We start from the raw sequence: 16,970 nt of genomic DNA on the forward strand, positions 1-16,970 counted from the left end.
CGTGCTGTGCGTGGGTCCGGCCGCCGGGCGGGCCGGCCGGATCCGTTCAGCCCGCGTACGGGTCCTGCACCTTGCCCGGCCGCGCGAGGAACTCGAAGTCGCAGCCGGTGTCCGCCTGGGTGATCTGCTCGTTGTAGAGCGCGCCGTAGCCGCGCTCGTGGCGCACGGGCGGCGGCGTCCACCGCGCTCTGCGGCGCTCCAGCTCCGCGTCGTCCACGTGGAGGTGCAGGGTGCGCGCCTCGACGTCCAGGGTGATCGGGTCCCCGGTGCGCACCAGCGCGAGGGGGCCGCCGACGTACGACTCGGGTGCGACGTGCAGGACGCACGCGCCGTAACTGGTGCCGCTCATGCGGGCGTCGGAGATGCGGACCATGTCCCGCACGCCCTGCTTGAGCAGGTGGTCGGGGATGGGCAGCATCCCGTACTCGGGCATGCCGGGGCCGCCCTTGGGGCCGGAGTTGCGCAGCACCAGCACGCTGTCGGCGGTGATGTTCAGCCCGGGGTCGTTGATGGTCCGCTGCATCGTCCGGTAGTCGTCGAAGACCACGGCCGGACCGGTGTGCCGCAGCAGGTGCGGCTCGGCGGCGATGTGCTTGATGACGGCGCCGTCCGGGCAGAGGTTGCCGCGCAGCACGGCGACCCCGCCCTCGGCGGCGACCGGGTTGTCGCGCGGCCGGATGACGTCGTCGTGGTGCACCCGGGCGCCGGCGAGCTGTTCACGCAGGGTGTCGTGCGCGACGGTGGGCCGGTCCAGGTGGAGCAGGTCGGGGATCCGGGAGAGGAACCCGGGCAGTCCGCCCGCGAAGTGGAAGTCCTCCATCAGGTACGTCTGTCCGCCGGGCCGGACGTTGGCGAGGACGGGGACGGTGCGGGCGATGCGGTCGAAGTCGTCGAGCGTGAGCTTCACCCCGGCGCGGCCCGCCATGGCGATCAGGTGGATCACGGCGTTGGTGGAGCCGCCGAGACCGAGGACGGTGGTGACGGCGTCCTCGAAGGCCTCCGGCGTGAGGATGTCGGAGAGCTTGCGGTCCTTGTGGACCAGGTCGACGATCGCCATGCCGGCCCGGGCTGCCATCCGGTCGTGCCCGGAGTCGACGGCCGGGATGCTGGAGGCGCCCGGGACGGTCACGCCGAGCGCTTCGGCGGCGGCGGTCAGCGTGGACGCCGTGCCCATCGTCATGCAGTGCCCGGGCGAGCGGGCCAGGCCGCTCTCCAGCTCCTGCATCTCGCAGTCACCGATGAGCCCGGCCCGCTTGTCGTCCCAGTACCTCCACATGTCGGTGCCGGAACCGAGCGTCTCCCCCCGCCAGTGACCCGGCAGCATGGGCCCGGCCGGCACGAACACGGCCGGCAGGCCGACGGACGCGGCGCCCATCAGCAGCGCCGGCGTGGACTTGTCGCAGCCGCCCATCAGCACGGCGCCGTCGACCGGGTAGGAGCGCAGCAGCTCCTCGGTCTCCATGGCGAGCAGGTTGCGGTAGAGCATGGGGGTCGGCTTCTGGAAGGTCTCGCTGAGCGTGGAGACCGGGAACTCCAGCGGGAAGCCGCCCGCCTGCCACACCCCGCGCTTGACGGCCTGGGCGCGGTCGCGCAGGTGCACGTGGCAGGGGTTGATGTCCGACCAGGTGTTGAGGATCGCGACGACCGGCTTGCCGAGGTGCTCCTCGGGCAGGTAGCCGAGCTGGCGGGTACGGGCCCGGTGACTGAAGGACCGCAGCCCTTCGGTGCCGTACCACTGGTGGCTTCTGAGGTCCTCGGGACGCTTCTTCGGCGTGCTCATATCGACCATCCGGAGGCGATGGCGGCGACCTCGGCGCGCTCGCTCTCGGGCAGCGGCCTGCTCGGCGGGCGGACCTCGCGGCGGCACAGGCCGAGGGAGGCGAGGGCCTCCTTGACGACGGTGACGTTGTTGGCGGAGCCGTTGGCGGCGCGCAGTTCCTCGAACCGGCGGATCTGCTCCCAGACCTTCATGGCGCCCGGGTAGTCGCCCGCGCGCAGCGCCTCGATCATGTTCAGCGAGACGGACGGCGCGACGTTGACCAGTCCGGAGGTGAAGCCGGTGGCGCCCGCGGAGAAGTAGGACGGCGCGTACGGCTCGGCGAGCCCGGCCACCCACACGAAGCGGTCCAGACCGGCGTCCCGCGCGAACGCGGCGAACCGGGACGCGTCCGGGACGGCGTACTTCACGCCGATGACGTTGGGGCAGGCGTCGGCGAGTTCGGCGAGGCGGGCGCCGGTGAGCTGCGGGTTGCGGATGTACGGCACGACGCCCAGCTCGGGCACGGACTCGGCGATGGCGCGGTGGTAGTCGACCCAGCCGCTCTGCGAGACGTAGGGGTGGACGGGCTGGTGCACCATCACCATGCCGGCGCCCAGGTCGCGGGCGTGCCGCGCGGAGGCGACGGCGGTCGGCACGTCGTGGCCGACGCCGACCAGGACCGCGCCCCGGTCGCCGGTCTCCTCGACGGTCAGCTCGGTGACGAGGCTGCGCTCCTCGGGGGTGAGGGCGTAGAACTCGCCGGTGTTGCCGTTGGGGGTCAGGGTCCTGATGCCGCCGTCCAGCAGCCGGCGCAGCAGGGCCCGGTAGGTGTCCCGGTCCACGGAGCCGTCCTCGGCGAACGGGGTCACCGGGATCGCCACCACGTCGGCCAGGGCCGCCCGCTGGGTCTCGAACGTCGATGTCATGCCTGGCCGTCCTCTCCCTGGGCCTCGGATTCCGCTGTGGGGAAGGCCCGCTCGACGAACGACGCGATGTGCGCGTGGAGGGCGCGCGCCGCGCCGTCCGCGTCACCTTCGAGGGCGAGGCGCAGTATCTCGCGGTGCTCGCAGGCCTCCCGCTCCCAGGAGGGGTCGGCGGCCCAGGCGACGGCGGAGACGAGGGCCGCCTGGTCGCGCACCTCGTCCAGCATCCGGCCGAGCAGCGGGTTGCCGCAGGGCAGGTACAGGGCGCGGTGGAACTCCCGGTTGGCCAGGGAGCGTTCGGCGGTGTCCGTGGCTCCGTCGGCGCGGGTGAGCGCGTCCTTCGCGGCGTCCAGGGTGGAACCGCGCAGCACCGCCCGCCGCAGCGCCTCGGGCTCCAGCAGCAGCCGCACGTCGTAGACCTCGCGCGCCATGTCCGCGTCCACCATGCGCACCGTGACGCCCTTGTACTGGCTCATCACGACCAGTCCGGTGCCGGCCAGGGTCTTGAGCGCCTCGCGCACGGGGGTCTTGGAGACTCCGAACCGGGCGGCGAGCTCGGTCTCGACCAGGGCCTGACCCGGCGTCAACTGCCCGGTGAGTATGCGGCGTTTGATCTCCTCCAGCACGAACTGCGTGCGGGAGGGGATCGGCGTGGGCACAGAGGTCATGCGCGCCTCTCGGATCTCGCGTATCGCGTCTCATATATGACGTACGAAGTACGACGCGTTGAAGGTAGAAAGGGCTTGCTGTTTCGTCAATGCTTCGAACAGAAGAAGACGGGGTGACCTCCGAATCGGTCCCCTATCGGCGCCTTGCCCCTTGTGTCTGCTTTGCGGGTGACATGAGTGGACCCCCGGGGACGGAGGTGCTGTCCCCGGGGGCCGGAAATGCTCAGGTTCGTGCCAGGTGTTACGCGGGCGGCGTCCAGCCCGGGTCGCGGCCGCTCAGGCCCACCACGCGGTCCAGCAGCGGGGCGTCGGCCGGGACCGGGACGGCCGGGCCGAAGATCTTGTTCTCGCCGGGCGGTTCCTGGGCCGCCACGGTGACGAAGTCGAGGGTGACCCGCAGCAGCGCCGGGTCGGGCTCGTACTCCTGGCCGGTGGCGCGGGCCAGGTCCCAGCCGTGGATCACCAGCTCGTCGATGACGACCGCGCCGGCCACCTCGCCGGGCAGGTCCACCCCGCCGGCGCGGGTCATGCCGGTCCAGGCGGCCGGGTCGCGCCACGCGCCGGCCAGCTCGTCGAGCACCTTGGGCAGCTCCTCGCGCCAGCCGGGCCCGACGTCCGGCACGGAGTCCTCCGGGCTGGTGTCCGTGGTGACGCCCAGGTCCTTGCGCGCGGCGTCGCGGAAGGCGACGGCGAGCCCGGTCAGATGGCCCAGCAGGTTGCGCACGGCGTACGCCGGGCACGGCGTCGCGCCCCCCAGTTGCTCGTCGGTCACGCCCCCGGCGAGGCGTGCCACGATCCGGGCCTGGGCCGCGAGGTCGGGGGTCGGGTTGGGGTCGGTCATCAAGGCGCTCCTGGCTCGTCGGCGTACCTGGCGCGGCCGCCCCCGGAGAACGCGGGGCCCCGCTCGGGAGGTAGACCGACGGCGACGCCGCGACTCATCGGTTCCGGCCCGGATTCCTAGGGCGTTTTCCCGATCCCCGCGGCACCCCCTCAGGGCCACGATGACCAGGCATGAAGCACACCGAATCGACGAAGTGGGCGGTGGCGCGCGTGCTGCGCGACCGGAACGCCGGCCTGTGTCTGACCGGGGTCGTGGTCTCCGGCTTCGGCACCTCCGCGCTGTGGCTGGCCGCCGGCGTCTGGGTCAAGGACCTCACCGGCTCGGACGGCCTGGCCGCGCTGTGCATGCTCGCCATGTGGGCCCCCACCCTGGCCGGGCCGCTGCTGGGCGCGCTCGCCGACCGGGTCCGCCGCAGGCCGCTGCTGATCGGGCTGAACCTCCTCATGGCCGCGCTGCTCCCGGCACTGCTGGCCGTGGACGCGCCGGACCGGGTGTGGATCGTGTTCGCGGTGCTGTTCGCGTACGGCACGGCGGGCGTCGTCCACGACGCGGCCGAGTCGGCCCTGGTCGCCACCGCCGTGGACACCACGCTGCTCGGCGACTTCAACGGGCTGCGCACGACGGCCACGGAGGGCATGAAACTCCTGGCCCCCCTGGCCGGCGCGGGCCTGTACACGGCCTGCGGCGGCCCGGCGGTCGCCCTGCTGGACGCGACCACGTTCGCCCTGGCCGCGGCACTGTGCCTGGGCCTGCGAGTACGCGAGGAGGCGCCTGCGGCGGGCGGGGGCGCGGGGCACGGGGACGACGCGGGCGGGCACCGAGAGAGCGACGGGCACCACGACAACGCGAACGACCCCCCGGGGCGCGGTCCGCGCCGAGAGCGCGCGGGCCACCGCGAGGAGCGCGCGGGCGTCCTCCAGGGTGTGCGTCACCTCTGGTCGCACGCCCTGCTGCGGCCGCTCGTGCTCGCCGGTGGGGTCACCATGCTGTGTGCCGGTCTCGGGGGCGCGCTGGTCTACGCCGTGGTCGACGCCCTCGGCCGCTCCCCCGCCTTCGCCGGTGTGCTGTACGCCGCGCAGGGCGCCGGTTCCGTGGTGGTGGGGCTGGTTTCGGGACCGGCGATGCGCCGGCTCGGTGAGCGGCGGTTCGGGGCGCTCGGCATCGGCCTCTTCGCCGTCGCCCTGGCGCTGCGGGCGGTGCCGTCCGACGCGGTGGCCGTGGTGAGCGGCGCGGCGATCGGGGCGGGGCTGCCCGCGGTGCTCATCGCCGCGCTGACCGCCGTGCAGCGCGAGACGCCGGGCCCGCTGCTCGGCCGGGTCACCGCCACCGCCAACACCCTGGTGTTCACGCCGAACGTGCTGGGCCTGGCGGCCGGGGCCGTCCTGGTCGAAGTCGCCGACCACAGGCTGCTGCTGACCGCCCTGGGCGCGGCGCTGCTGCTGACGGCGGCGGCGCTGCGTCACACCCCGGCGGGCACCTCCCCCGCCCCTGCCGGCTCCCCGTCCGACACCAACCCCGCGTGAAGCGGGCACGGTTGCGCCGTACCCGGGCCGCCGGCCTCCCCGACGTCCACCCCGAGCACACCGGGACCGCCTCCCAACCCCCGCATACCCCCGCATCTCACGGCGGCCACCCCCCGTCACACCCCCGCGAGCACCTCCCGCACCGCCGCCAGGTCCCCGTCCGACGCCAACCCGGCGTGATACAGGCGCAGTTCCGTCGCGCCGAGGCGGCGGGCCTCCGTGACGTCGGCCGCGAGGGTGCCGGGGCTGCCGCCCATGCCGGAGACCACCGTGAAGTTGGCGGCGAGGACCGTGCCCTCGCGGGCCTCCCGGGCGAACGGGGTGAGCGGTCCCGGTCCGCCGGCGCAGGGCACGACGACGCCGTCCGCGACGGACAGGATGTGCGCCGGGTCGACGCCGGCGTTGGCGCCGCAGTGGTACGACACCGGGTCGGCGTGCAGCAGTACCTGGAAGCCCTCGGGCGCGGCGGCGCGCACCGCGGCGACCGCCGCCTCCTGGAGCGTGCGGGCCGTCGTGTCGCGCCACGCGCGCGTGGCGTTCGCGGTCGGCTCCCCGAGCAGCTTCCCGACCCCGGTCCAGCCCTCGTCCGAGGGCGCCCCCCGCCACACGGGTTCCAGCGCGGTCCGCACGGCCGCGGCCAGTTGGCCGGGGTCCAGGCCGTGTGCGCCGTAGCCGTCCCGGCAGGCCGGGCAGAAGCACAACGACATCAGGTACTGCCCGGCGTCCCCGAGCCCGACGCCGCCGGTCTTGTCGTGGGCGTGCAGGTGCGCCAGCCCGTACCAGCCGAGGGACTCCAGTTCGGTGCCCCGCGCGCCGGGCCGTACCGCCGCTTCGGCGGCCAGGTCGACGAGGTACGCGCGCGTGCCGGGCTGCGCGATGCAGGGCGCCCACGGGTAGCGGTCGCCGTAGGCGTTGACGACGGAGGTCTCCGGGTGTTCGGCGCCCAGGCGGGAGTTGTGCGCGAGGACGACCCAGGTGTGCACCTCAAGACCGGCGGACGCGAGCGCGTCGGCGGCCTCGCCGTAGGCGTCGCCGGGCGCCCAGTCGCCGGCCGGGTAGGGGCGCGGGGTGCGGCCCGTCCAGTGGTCGCCGGGCGGGTACAGCACGGCGGCGTGTTCGGCGGTGACGATCCGGTGCCGGGGGTGGCGGGGGGTCAGCGCGCGCGTGGAGTGGTAGGCGGCGGCGAGTGTCGCCTGCCGTACGCCGAGGCCCGCCACGAACTCGGCCGCCCGTGGATCACCGTTGACGTCCCAGGGGTAGACGAATGCCGACGCCTTCACTTGCCCTCCTCCAGCAGCGCGTAGCCGCGCTCGATCAGCCGAGCGAGCTGCTTGACATGATCCTCGCCCGGTTCGTGCAGCGGCGGGCGGACCTCCCCGACGTCGAGTCCGCGCAGCCGCACACCGGCCTTGACCAGGGAGACGGCGTAGCCGCGGCCCTGGGCGCGCAGTTCGACGAGCGGCCGGTAGAAGCCGTCCAGCAGGCGGTGGACGGTGGCGTCGTCGCCGGTGCGCAGGGCGCGGTGGAAGGCGACGGCGATCTCGGGGGCGAAGCAGAACACGGCGGACGAGTAGAGCGTGACGCCGAGGCCTCGGTAGGCGAGCTGGGTCTGTTCGGCGGTGGGCAGGCCGTTGAAGTAGAGGAAGTCGCCGGGTGTCTCGGTGCGCACGGCGCTGACGATGCGCTGCATGAGGTCGAGGTCGCCGAGGCCGTCCTTGAAGCCGACGATGCCGTCCGTGCGGGCGAGCTCGACGACGGTCTCCGGCGTGAACACGGCGTTGTCGCGCTGGTAGACGACGACGGGCAGGTCCGTCGCCGCGGCCAGCTCCCGGTAGTGCCGCAGCAGCCCTTCCTGGCCGGCGGCCACCAGGTACGGCGGCATGGCGAGGAGCCCGTCGGCCCCGGCCTCGGCGGCGAGGCGGGCATAGCGGACGGCGAGGGCGGTGCCGTAGCCGGCGCCCGCGACGACGGGCACGCGTCCGCCGGTCTCCTCGACGGCGGCGCGGACGCAGGTCTGGAACTCCTCGGGGGTGAGCGCGTGGAACTCGCCGGTGCCGCAGCAGGCGAACACGGCGGCGGCGCCGGCCTCGACGCCGCGTCGCACGTGCGCGCGGAAGGTGTCGGTGGCGATGCCGCCGTCCGGGCCGTACGCCGTGACGGGGAAGAACAGCGGGCCGCTGGGTACTGCGAGCCGGGCGGCGAGGGGGGCTGGCGTCACGGGCACTCCCGGTTCCATATTTATGATCTGCGTCTATATTTCTGAACACGCCCACGCTAAAGCGCCCCCACGAGGGCGGTCAAGCGCGGCAAGGCGCGACACGGCAGCGGATTCCGCGCTTCCGCGGGACACTTGACGCCCGACGGCCGCGCTCCTTAGCGTGTCCAAGCATATGAATGGCGTGCGCGCATGTGCACGGCTGAGCCAAGGAGACCGAGGATGCCCGCTCCCCGCACCGTTCTGCTCACCGGCGCCGCCGGCGGGCTCGGCACCCTGATGCGGGACCTGCTCCCCACCTACGGCTACGAACTCCGGCTGCTCGACATGCGCCCCATCGAGGGCGAGCCGGACGCGATCGTCGCCGACCTCGCCGACCAGGACGCGATGCGCGAGGCCGTGCGGGGCGTCGACGCGATCATCCACCTCGCGGGCATCTCCCTGGAAGCCCCCTTCGAGAAGATCCTCTCGGCGAACATCCAGGGCACCTACCACCTCTACGAGGCCGCCCGCGAGGAGGGCGTCGGACGCGTCGTCTTCGCCTCCTCCAACCACGCCGTCGGCTACACCCCGCGCCCGCGGGGCGACGACCCCCTCATCCCGGTCGACACCCCGCGCCGCCCCGACACCTTCTACGGCCTGTCCAAGTCCTTCGGCGAGGACCTCGCCCAGCTCTACTGGGACAAGCACGGTCTGGAGACCGTCTCCGTGCGCATCGGCGCCTGCTTCCCGGAGCCCACCGGCGTGCGCATGCTCTCGGTGTGGATGAGCCCCGCCGACGGCGCCCGCCTCTTCCACGCGGCGCTGACCGCCGAGAACGTCGGGCACTCGGTCGTCTACGGCTCCTCCGCCAACACCCGCCTGTGGTGGGACCTGGGCACCGCGCGGGCCATCGGCTACGAACCGCAGGACGACTCCGAGGTGTTCGCCGAGAAGCTGATCGCCGAGCAGGGCGAGCTGGACCCGGACAATCCGGCACACGCCTGCCTGGGCGGCCACTTCGTCACCGACCCGCCGATCTGGCCCCACTGAGCCGGACCGCGGGGACCCGCGGCGGCACTGACACGTCTCACATCGATCGGCCGCGGAAGCGGGCGGGCACCGAACGGGCCCGCCCGCTTCCGCATTCGGGCATCCGCACTGCCCGTTTCCACCCCTCCACCGGTCCCGGCGCAGGTCCGCGGCGGGCCCACCCCTGCCCGAGTCGGGCCCAAACGGGCAGCATCGAATCGCCAACAGGCCTGGTCAGTGCCGCGCGCCCGCTGTAGAACTTCCCCCATGGGCCCCACCGGGCCCGAACGGGCAATGACGCACGGAGGCGATGACGGCCATGGACGCCAGGACGTCGGAGGAACGCCGGCACGAGATCGTGCGGGTCGCCCGCGCCACCGGATCGGTCGACGTCACCACGCTCGCCGCCCGGCTGGGCGTGGCCAAGGAGACCGTACGACGGGATCTGCGGGCCCTGGAGGACCACGGCCTGGTCCGCCGCACCCACGGCGGCGCCTACCCCGTGGAGAGCGCCGGCTTCGAGACGACGCTCGCCTTCCGCGCCACCAGCCACGTGCCCGAGAAGCGCCGGATCGCCGCGGCGGCGGCCGAACTCCTCGGGGACGCCGAGACGGTCTTCGTCGACGAAGGCTTCACCCCGCAGCTCATCGCCGAGACCCTGCCCCGGGACCGCCCGCTGACCGTGGTCACCGCGTCCCTGCCGGTCGCGGGCGCGCTCGCCGAGGCCGACAACGTTTCCGTCCTGCTGTTGGGCGGCCGGGTCCGCTCCGGCACGCTCGCCACCGTCGACCACTGGACGACGAAGATGCTGTCCGGCTTCGTCCTCGACCTGGCCTACATCGGCGCCAACGGCATCTCCCGCGAGCACGGTCTGACCACGCCCGACCCGGCGGTCAGCGAGGTCAAGACACAGGCGGTCCGGGCCGCGCGCCGCATCGTGTTCGCGGGCGTGCACACCAAGTTCGGCGCGGTCAGCTTCTGCCGGTTCGCGGAGATCGGCGCGCTGGAGGCGATCGTGACGAGCACTCTGCTGCCGGCGTCCGAGGCGCACCGCTACTCCCTGCTCGGCCCGCAGGTGATCCGCGTCTGAAGCACCGGCCCGCCCTCCGATGACCCACCCCACCCCCACGTCGGGCACCCCCTTGCCCACTGACGACGCTTATCTCCCGGTTCATCCCCCGATACGTACCTCCAGGAGCGATCCATGCGAACCCAGAGCCGACGGAGGCCGCGAGCGACCCTCGCAGCGGCCGCCGCAGGGACGCTGCTCGCCCCGCTGCTCTCCGGCTGCTGGGTCGGAGCGGGCGGGGCCGGATCCGGCGGGAACTCCATCAACGTCCTGATGGTCAACAACCCCCAGATGACCGAGCTGCAGAAGCTGACCGCCGCGCACTTCACCCAGGAGACCGGCATCGAGGTCAACTTCACCGTCCTGCCCGAGAACGACGTCCGCGACAAGATCAGCCAGGACTTCGCCAACCAGGCGGGCCAGTACGACGTCGCCACCCTGTCCAACTACGAGATCCCGATCTACGCCCGCAACGGCTGGCTGCGCGAGATGAACTCCTACGCCGCCAAGGACGCGGCGTACGACGAACAGGACGTGCTGAAGCCGATGCGCGAGTCGCTCACCGGCGACGACGGCAAGCTCTACGGGCAGCCCTTCTACGGCGAGTCGTCCTTCCTGATGTACCGCAAGGACGTCTTCGCGAAGCAGGGCCTGACGATGCCCGAGCACCCCACCTGGACCCAGATCGCCGAGCTGGCCGCCCGGCTGGACGGGGCCGAGCGGGGCATGAAGGGCATCTGCCTGCGCGGCCTGCCGGGCTGGGGCGAGGTCATGGCGCCCCTGACGACCGTGGTGAACACCTTCGGCGGCACCTGGTTCGACAAGGACTGGAAGGCGCGCCTTGACTCCCCCGAGTTCGAGAAGGCGACGAAGTTCTATGTCGACCTGGTGCGCGAGCACGGCGAGTCCGGCGCCTCCCAGGCCGGCTTCGCCGAGTGCCTGAACAACATGACCCAGGGCAAGGTCGCCATGTGGTACGACGCCACCTCTGCCGCCGGTTCCCTGGAGTCCGCCAACTCCCCCGTCCAGGGCAAGCTCGGCTACGCGCCCGCGCCGGTCGAGAAGACCGAGTCCTCCGGCTGGCTCTACACCTGGGCCTGGGGCATCCAGAACGCCTCCCGCAACCCCGACAAGGCCTGGAAGTTCGTCTCCTGGGCGTCCAGCAAGGAGTACGAGCAGCTGGTCGGCGACGAGATCGGCTGGTCCAACGTCCCGGCGGGCAAGCGCGCCTCGACGTACGACAACCCCGCCTACCGCCAGGAGGCCGCCGCCTTCCAGGAGATGACCAAGGAGGCCATCGAGGGCGCCCGGCCCACCGACCCCGGGGTGCAGCCGCGCCCCGCACCCGGCATCCAGTTCGTCGGCATCCCCGAGTTCACCGACCTCGGCACCAAGGTCTCCCAGGAGATCAGCGCGGCGATCGCCGGACGCCAGTCCGTCGAGACGGCCCTGAAGAAGTCGCAAGCGCTCGCCGAGAAGATCTCCGAGGAGTACGAGGGACGATGACCGCCACCACACCGGCCCCCGTGGCCGCTCCGGAGATGCGCACCACCCCGGTGCGCCGGCCCTCCCCCCGGCTGCGCGCCTGGGCCAGGCGGGCCCCGCTGATGCCCGCCCTGGTCTTCATGGTCGTGGTGACCCAGCTGCCGTTCGTGGCGACGCTGGTGATCTCCTTCTTCGACTGGAACGCGCTCTACCCGAAGGCCCGGCACTTCACCGGCTTCGACAACTACCAGGAGGTCCTGACCGACGCGGACCTGCGCCACTCGGTGTGGACGACGGTCCTGCTGACCGTGGGCGTCGTGCTCGCCAGCCTGGTGCTCGGCCTGCTGCTCGCCCTGCTGCTGGACCGCAGGTTCCGCGGCCGGGGCCTGGTCCGCACCCTGCTCATCGCCCCGTTCCTGGTGGTCCCGGTGGCGGCGGCCCTGCTGTGGAAGCACGTCCTGTACAACCCCGAATACGGCCTGCTGAACGGCCTGTTGCACTATGTCGGCGGCCCGCAACCGGACTGGATCGCGAACACCCCGCTGCTCGCGGTGCAGGCCTCGCTGGTGTGGCAGTGGACGCCGTTCATGATGCTCATCCTGCTGGCCGGCCTGCAGAGCCGCGACCACGAGCAGGTCGAGGCGGCCCGCGTCGACGGCGCGAGCGACTGGCAGATCTTCCGCCACCTCACGCTGCCCCACCTGCGCCGCTACCTCGAACTGGGCGCGCTGCTCGGCTCCATCTACATCGTGCAGAACTTCGACGCGGTCTTCACGATCACGTCCGGCGGCCTCGGCACCGCCAACCTGCCCTACACCGTCTACCAGAGCTTCTACCAGGCCCACGAGAACGGCCTCGCCTCGGCCGCGGGCGTCCTGGTCGTCATCGGCTCGATCGTCATCGCGACCTTCGCTCTGCGCGTGGTCTCGTCCCTGTTCCGCGAGGAGGTGTCCCGCGCATGAGTGCCGTGGCCGCAACAGCCCGCCGCAAGGGCGCCGGCCTGGGCCTGGTGGCCTGGCTGGCCGGAATCGTGTTCTTCCTGCCGATCGCCTGGATGGCGCTCACCTCCTTCCACTCGGAGGAGGACGCGGCGACCAACCCGCCCTCGTTCACCGCCGCCCTCACCCTGGACGGCTACCGCGAGTTCTTCGGCACGGACGGCGGCGCGAGCCCCTGGCCCGCGCTCGTCAACTCCACGGTGGCGTCGGTCGCCTCGACGCTGCTCGTGCTGCTGCTGGCGCTGCCCGCCGCGTACGCCCTGTCGATCCGGCCGGTGAAGAAGTGGACGGACGTCCTGTTCTTCTTCCTCTCCACCAAGATGCTGCCGGCCGTGGCGGGCCTGCTGCCGATCTACCTGTTCGCGAAGAACACCGGGATGCTGGACAACGTCTGGCTGCTCGTCATCCTCTACACGTCCATGAACCTGCCGATCGCGGTGTGGATGATGCAGTCCTTCCTCGCCGAGATCCCCGTCGCCGTGATCGAGGCGGCGCAGATCGACGGCGCCCGGCTGCCGACGATCCTCACGCGCGTGGTCGCCCCGATCGCCCTGCCCGGCATGGCGGCGACCGCCCTGATCTGCTTCATCTTCAGCTGGAACGAGCTGTTGTTCGCCCGGGTCCTGACGGGCGTGGTCGCCGAGACCGCCCCCGTCTTCCTGACCGGCTTCATCACCAGCCAGGGCCTGTTCCTGGCGAAGGTGTGCGCCGCGTCGCTCGTCGTCTCCCTGCCGGTGCTCGCCGCGGGGTTCGCCGCCCAGGACAAACTCGTCCAGGGCCTGTCGTTGGGAGCCGTGAAATGAAGGCCGCCGTCATCGAGTCCGTGGGCCGCGCCGTCGTCTCCGAGGTCCCGGACCCGACGCCAGGGCCGCGCGACGTCGTCGTCGAGGTCGCCGCGTGCGGGCTGTGCGGGACGGATCTGCACATCCTCCAGGGCGAGTTCGCGCCGAAGCTGCCGATCGTGCCGGGACACGAGTTCGCCGGCGTGGTCGCCGAGGTGGGCTCCCAGGTCACGGAGCTGGCCGTGGGCGACCGGGTGGCGGTGGACCCCTCCCTGCACTGCCACGAGTGCCGCTACTGCCGCAGCGGCCACAACAACCTGTGCGAACGCTGGGCCGCGATCGGCGTGACCGTCCCGGGCGGTGCCGCGCAGTACGCGCTGGCCCCCGTGGCGAACTGCGTCAAACTGCCCGAGCACGTCCGCACCCAGGACGCGGCCCTGGTCGAGCCGCTGTCCTGCGCGGTGCGCGGCTACGACGTCCTCAAGTCCCGGCTCGGCGCGCACGTCCTGATCTACGGCTCCGGCACGATGGGCCTGATGATGCTGGAGCTCGCCAAGCGCACCGGCGCGGCGAGCGTGGACATGGTCGACGTGAACCCGGCGCGCCTGGAGACCGCCCGGCAGCTGGGCGTGTCCGGCTCCGCCGCGGGCGCCGACGAACTGGACCGGCCGCAGGGCTGGGACGTCGTGATCGACGCGACCGGCAACGCCGCGGCGATCCAGGACGGCTTGGACCGGGTCGCCAAGTCCGGCACCTTCCTGCAGTTCGGTGTCGCCGACTACGCGACACGTGTCACGATCGACCCGTACCGGATCTACAACCAGGAGATCACCATCACCGGGTCGATGGCCGTGCTGCACAGCTTCGAGCGGGCGGCCGAACTGTTCGCGAACGGGGTGCTCGACCCCGACGTGTTCATCAGCGACCGCATCGCGCTGGACCGCTACCCGCAGGCGCTGGAGCAGTTCGCGGCGGGCGTCGGCCGGAAGATCGTGGTGGTGCCGTAACGGCACTCCCTCCCAGACAGCGCGGCTCCCGGTGCCTCCCCCGTCCCGGGAGCCGCGCGCTGCCGACCGGACACCACGGGTGGGTTGTCCGGGCGGCGGGACGAGGCGGGGGTGGTCTTCGGTGGCGGGCGGGTCGTCCCTGGGGCGGGGCTTCGGGTGGCTCTGGGCGGCGTACACGGTCAGCACCGTCGGCACCTGGCTCGCCTTCGACGCGTTCCCGCTGATCGCCGTCATGGTGCTCGGCGCCGGACCGACCGAGGTCTCGGTCCTGGCCGCCGCGGGACTCGCGGTCGGCGCGGTGGTGGCCGTACCGCTGGGACCGTGGGTGGAGTTCCGGCGCAAACGCCCCGTGATGATCGGCACGGACCTGATCCGCTGCGCGGCCCTCCTCACGGTCCCCGTGGCCTACGCCCTCGATCTGCTGACCCTCGCGCAGCTTCTGATCGTGTCGGTCGTCGTCTCGGCCGCCGGCATCACCTTCACGGCGGCGAGCGGCGCCTGCCTCAAGGCCCTCGTACGGCGGGAGGACCTCCTCGCCGCGAACGGCCGTTTCGAGGCGACGATGTGGACGGCGACCATGCTGGGCCCACCACTCGGCGGCGCCGCCGTCGGCCTCCTCGGCCCGGTCACGACGGTGCTGGCGGACGCGGCGAGCTTCCTGCTGTCGGCGCTGGGGCTGCGGGCGATGGGCGGCAAGGAGCCGCGTCCCGTGGAGTCGGCGCCCCCGGCCCGCGTCCGCCCGCGCGACCTGGCGGAAAGCTGGCGCTACATCCTCACCCACTCGACCCTGCGCCCGTTGTTCCTGAACACGGTGCTGAACAACGGCCTGATCATGGCGGTGTCGCCGCTGCTGCTGGTCCTCATGGTCGGCCACCTGGGCTTCGCCCCCTGGCAGTACGGCCTGGCCTTCGCGGTGCCGTGCCTGGGCGGCCTGATCGGCTCACGCCTGGCACGCCGGCTGGTGGCACGGTACGGACCGCACCGGGTGCTGATCACGGCCGGGACGATGCGGGCGTGCTGGCCGGTGGGCCTGGCGTTCACGGGACCGGGCACGGCGGGCCTCGTCCTGGTGATGTGCGTCGAGTTCGGCCTGATCCTCAGCTCCGCCGTGTTCAACCCGGTGCTGTCGACGACCCGCCTCGACCACACGGACACCGACCGCGTCGCCCGCACCCTGTCGGCCTGGTCGGTGACCGGCGAACTCACGGTGGCGGCACTGACGGCCCTGTGGGGCCTGCTCGCGGGGCTCGTCGGCATCCGCGTCGCGATCGCGCTGGCCGGAGTCCTGCTGCTGGCGACGCCGCTGCTGCTGCCGCGCCGGGCGGCGGCGCGGACCCCGGCCGAGTCCGCGGCGGAAGCGCCCTGACCCATTCGGGCGTCAGGTAAGGGAACGGTAAAACGGGCTCGCTCGTTCACCCGGCATGACAGCTATGACCCCCGGCTCGAACATCCCTCTCCCCGCCGCGCGCGTGACGGTGGACGTCGCCGCCCCGGTGCGGCTCGACGTATCGGGCCTGCTGCTCACCGCCGACGGCAAGGTGCGCTCCGACGACGACTTCATCTTCTACAACCAGCCCACGGGCCCCGGCGTGACCCACCGCTCGGGCGGCGGCACCGCCCCCGACGCGATCACCGTCGACACCAGCGCCGTGCCGCCGGGCATCGAGAAGATCGTCATCACCGCCAGCCCGGACGCCGCGGGCCAGACCTTCCAGGGCATCGAGCCGACGGCCACCATCCGCAACGCCGACGACGGCTCCGCGCTGGCCACCTTCACACCTCCGCAGCTGGGCGCGGAGACGGCCCTGGTGGTCGTTGAGGTCTACCTGCGCGGCGGCGTCTGGAAGGTGCGCGCCGTCGGCCAGGGCTACGCGAACGGCCTGGCGGGCATCGCCACGGACTTCGGCGTCTCGGTGGAGGAACCGGCACCGGCCCCGGCTCCGGCGCAGATGCCGGTCACGCCGCCCGCCCCGCCGGCGCAGGCACCCCAGGCGCCCGCCGCGCCCCCGGCCCCGCCCGCGGCGCCGCCCGCCCCGGCTCCCGGCGCCGGAAAGATCAACCTGGACAAGGGCCGGGTGAGCCTCCAGAAGAACCAGACGGTCTCCCTGGTCAAGGGCGGCAAGCCGCTGCTCAGCCAGGTCAAGATGGGCCTCGGCTGGGAGCCGGCGTACCGCGGCAAGGACATCGACCTGGACGCGTCGGTCATCGCCTACGGCCCGCAGCGCAACCACATCGACAGCTGCTACTTCGGCAAGCTCCAGATCGTGAACGGCGCGATCAAGCACTCCGGCGACAACCTCACGGGTGAGGGCGGCGGAGACGACGAGGTGATCACGGTCGACCTGGGCCGCCTCCCGCAGGAGGTCACGGGACTGGTCTTCACGGTGAACTCGTTCTCGGGCCAGAAGTTCACGGAGGTCGCCAAGGCCTACTGCCGCCTGCTGGACGCCGCGAGCGGCGAGGAACTGGTCCGCTTCGACCTCACCAACGCCGAGTCGCAGACGGGCGTGATGATGGCGAAGCTCATCAAGCAGTTCTCGGGCGAGTGGGAGATGACGGCGATGGGCGACTTCGTGAAGTCGCGCACGGTACGGGGGATGGTGAAGCCGGCGGCGCAGGCGCTGTAGCGCGCCACCGGGCCGACCGTACGCCGCCGGGGGCGCCTGCTGTCGGGGCCCCCGGCGCCCTC

15 protein-coding genes are annotated in these 16,970 nt (G+C 72.5%); 9 read left to right on the forward strand and 6 right to left on the reverse strand.

From position 1 onward, the window contains the following. Positions 1–46: 46 nt before the first annotated feature. The 4 genes from araD to QC282_RS00565 all read right to left on the reverse strand — a co-directional run bounded on the left by araD (position 47) and on the right by QC282_RS00565 (position 4,191). Positions 47–1,780 carry an L-arabinonate dehydratase gene (gene araD, locus QC282_RS00550; protein ID WP_279547112.1) on the reverse strand — a complete coding sequence of 578 codons (1,734 nt, stop codon included), beginning with the start codon at positions 1,778–1,780 and terminating at the stop codon, positions 47–49. After that, the gene (locus tag QC282_RS00555; RefSeq protein WP_279547113.1) at positions 1,777–2,685 is read right to left on the reverse strand and encodes a dihydrodipicolinate synthase family protein; all 909 of its coding nucleotides are present in this window, start codon (positions 2,683–2,685) and stop codon (positions 1,777–1,779) included. The genes araD and QC282_RS00555 overlap by 4 nt, the downstream gene beginning before the upstream one ends. Next, positions 2,682–3,350 (reverse strand): GntR family transcriptional regulator, encoded by a 669-nt coding sequence (locus tag QC282_RS00560; RefSeq protein ID WP_279547114.1) that lies wholly within the window; start codon positions 3,348–3,350, stop codon positions 2,682–2,684. The genes QC282_RS00555 and QC282_RS00560 overlap by 4 nt, the downstream gene beginning before the upstream one ends. Before the next feature lie 241 nt (positions 3,351–3,591). Next, the gene (locus tag QC282_RS00565; protein WP_279547115.1) at positions 3,592–4,191 is read right to left on the reverse strand and encodes a TIGR03086 family metal-binding protein; all 600 of its coding nucleotides are present in this window, start codon (positions 4,189–4,191) and stop codon (positions 3,592–3,594) included. A 170-nt stretch (positions 4,192–4,361) separates the two neighbouring features. Between QC282_RS00565 and QC282_RS00570 the strand changes: the two genes are divergently transcribed. Beyond that, entirely contained in the window at positions 4,362–5,714 is a 1,353-nt protein-coding gene (locus QC282_RS00570; protein WP_279547116.1) for an MFS transporter, read from the forward strand. Between the two features lie 116 nt (positions 5,715–5,830). Here QC282_RS00570 and QC282_RS00575 read toward each other — a convergent pair whose 3' ends face one another. Together QC282_RS00575 and QC282_RS00580 are read right to left on the reverse strand one after the other, a co-directional pair. After that, the gene (locus QC282_RS00575; protein WP_279547117.1) at positions 5,831–6,994 is read right to left on the reverse strand and encodes a hypothetical protein; all 1,164 of its coding nucleotides are present in this window, start codon (positions 6,992–6,994) and stop codon (positions 5,831–5,833) included. Continuing rightward, a complete protein-coding gene (locus QC282_RS00580) occupies positions 6,991–7,932 on the reverse strand; it encodes a 5-dehydro-4-deoxyglucarate dehydratase (RefSeq protein WP_279547118.1) in 942 nt (313 codons plus the stop codon). Before QC282_RS00580 ends, QC282_RS00575 begins: the two co-directional genes overlap by 4 nt. A 219-nt stretch (positions 7,933–8,151) precedes the next feature. Here QC282_RS00580 and QC282_RS00585 point away from each other — a divergent pair, with 219 nt between their 5' ends. From QC282_RS00585 to QC282_RS00620, 8 genes are all read left to right on the forward strand, one after another. Further along, the gene (locus QC282_RS00585; RefSeq protein ID WP_279547119.1) at positions 8,152–8,961 is read left to right on the forward strand and encodes an NAD(P)-dependent oxidoreductase; all 810 of its coding nucleotides are present in this window, start codon (positions 8,152–8,154) and stop codon (positions 8,959–8,961) included. Between the two features lie 289 nt (positions 8,962–9,250). Further along, positions 9,251–10,030 (forward strand): DeoR/GlpR family DNA-binding transcription regulator, encoded by a 780-nt coding sequence (locus tag QC282_RS00590; RefSeq protein ID WP_279547120.1) that lies wholly within the window; start codon positions 9,251–9,253, stop codon positions 10,028–10,030. Between the two features lie 114 nt (positions 10,031–10,144). Further along, the gene (locus QC282_RS00595) at positions 10,145–11,515 is read left to right on the forward strand and encodes a sugar ABC transporter substrate-binding protein (protein WP_279547121.1); all 1,371 of its coding nucleotides are present in this window, start codon (positions 10,145–10,147) and stop codon (positions 11,513–11,515) included. After that, positions 11,512–12,456, forward strand: coding sequence for a sugar ABC transporter permease (locus QC282_RS00600; protein WP_279547122.1), 945 nt, complete (start codon positions 11,512–11,514; stop codon positions 12,454–12,456). Before QC282_RS00595 ends, QC282_RS00600 begins: the two co-directional genes overlap by 4 nt. After that, a complete protein-coding gene (locus tag QC282_RS00605) occupies positions 12,453–13,295 on the forward strand; it encodes a carbohydrate ABC transporter permease (RefSeq protein ID WP_279547123.1) in 843 nt (280 codons plus the stop codon). The genes QC282_RS00600 and QC282_RS00605 overlap by 4 nt, the downstream gene beginning before the upstream one ends. Next, positions 13,292–14,281, forward strand: coding sequence for a zinc-dependent alcohol dehydrogenase family protein (locus tag QC282_RS00610; RefSeq protein WP_279547124.1), 990 nt, complete (start codon positions 13,292–13,294; stop codon positions 14,279–14,281). The genes QC282_RS00605 and QC282_RS00610 overlap by 4 nt, the downstream gene beginning before the upstream one ends. A 121-nt stretch (positions 14,282–14,402) precedes the next feature. Next, a complete protein-coding gene (locus tag QC282_RS00615) occupies positions 14,403–15,647 on the forward strand; it encodes an MFS transporter (protein WP_279547125.1) in 1,245 nt (414 codons plus the stop codon). A 64-nt stretch (positions 15,648–15,711) separates the two neighbouring features. Continuing rightward, positions 15,712–16,908, forward strand: coding sequence for a TerD family protein (locus QC282_RS00620; protein WP_279547330.1), 1,197 nt, complete (start codon positions 15,712–15,714; stop codon positions 16,906–16,908). Positions 16,909–16,970 lie beyond the last annotated feature (62 nt).

The sequence above is a fragment of the Streptomyces sp. DH24 genome (assembly GCF_029813775.1).
GTDB lineage: Bacteria > Actinomycetota > Actinomycetes > Streptomycetales > Streptomycetaceae > Streptomyces.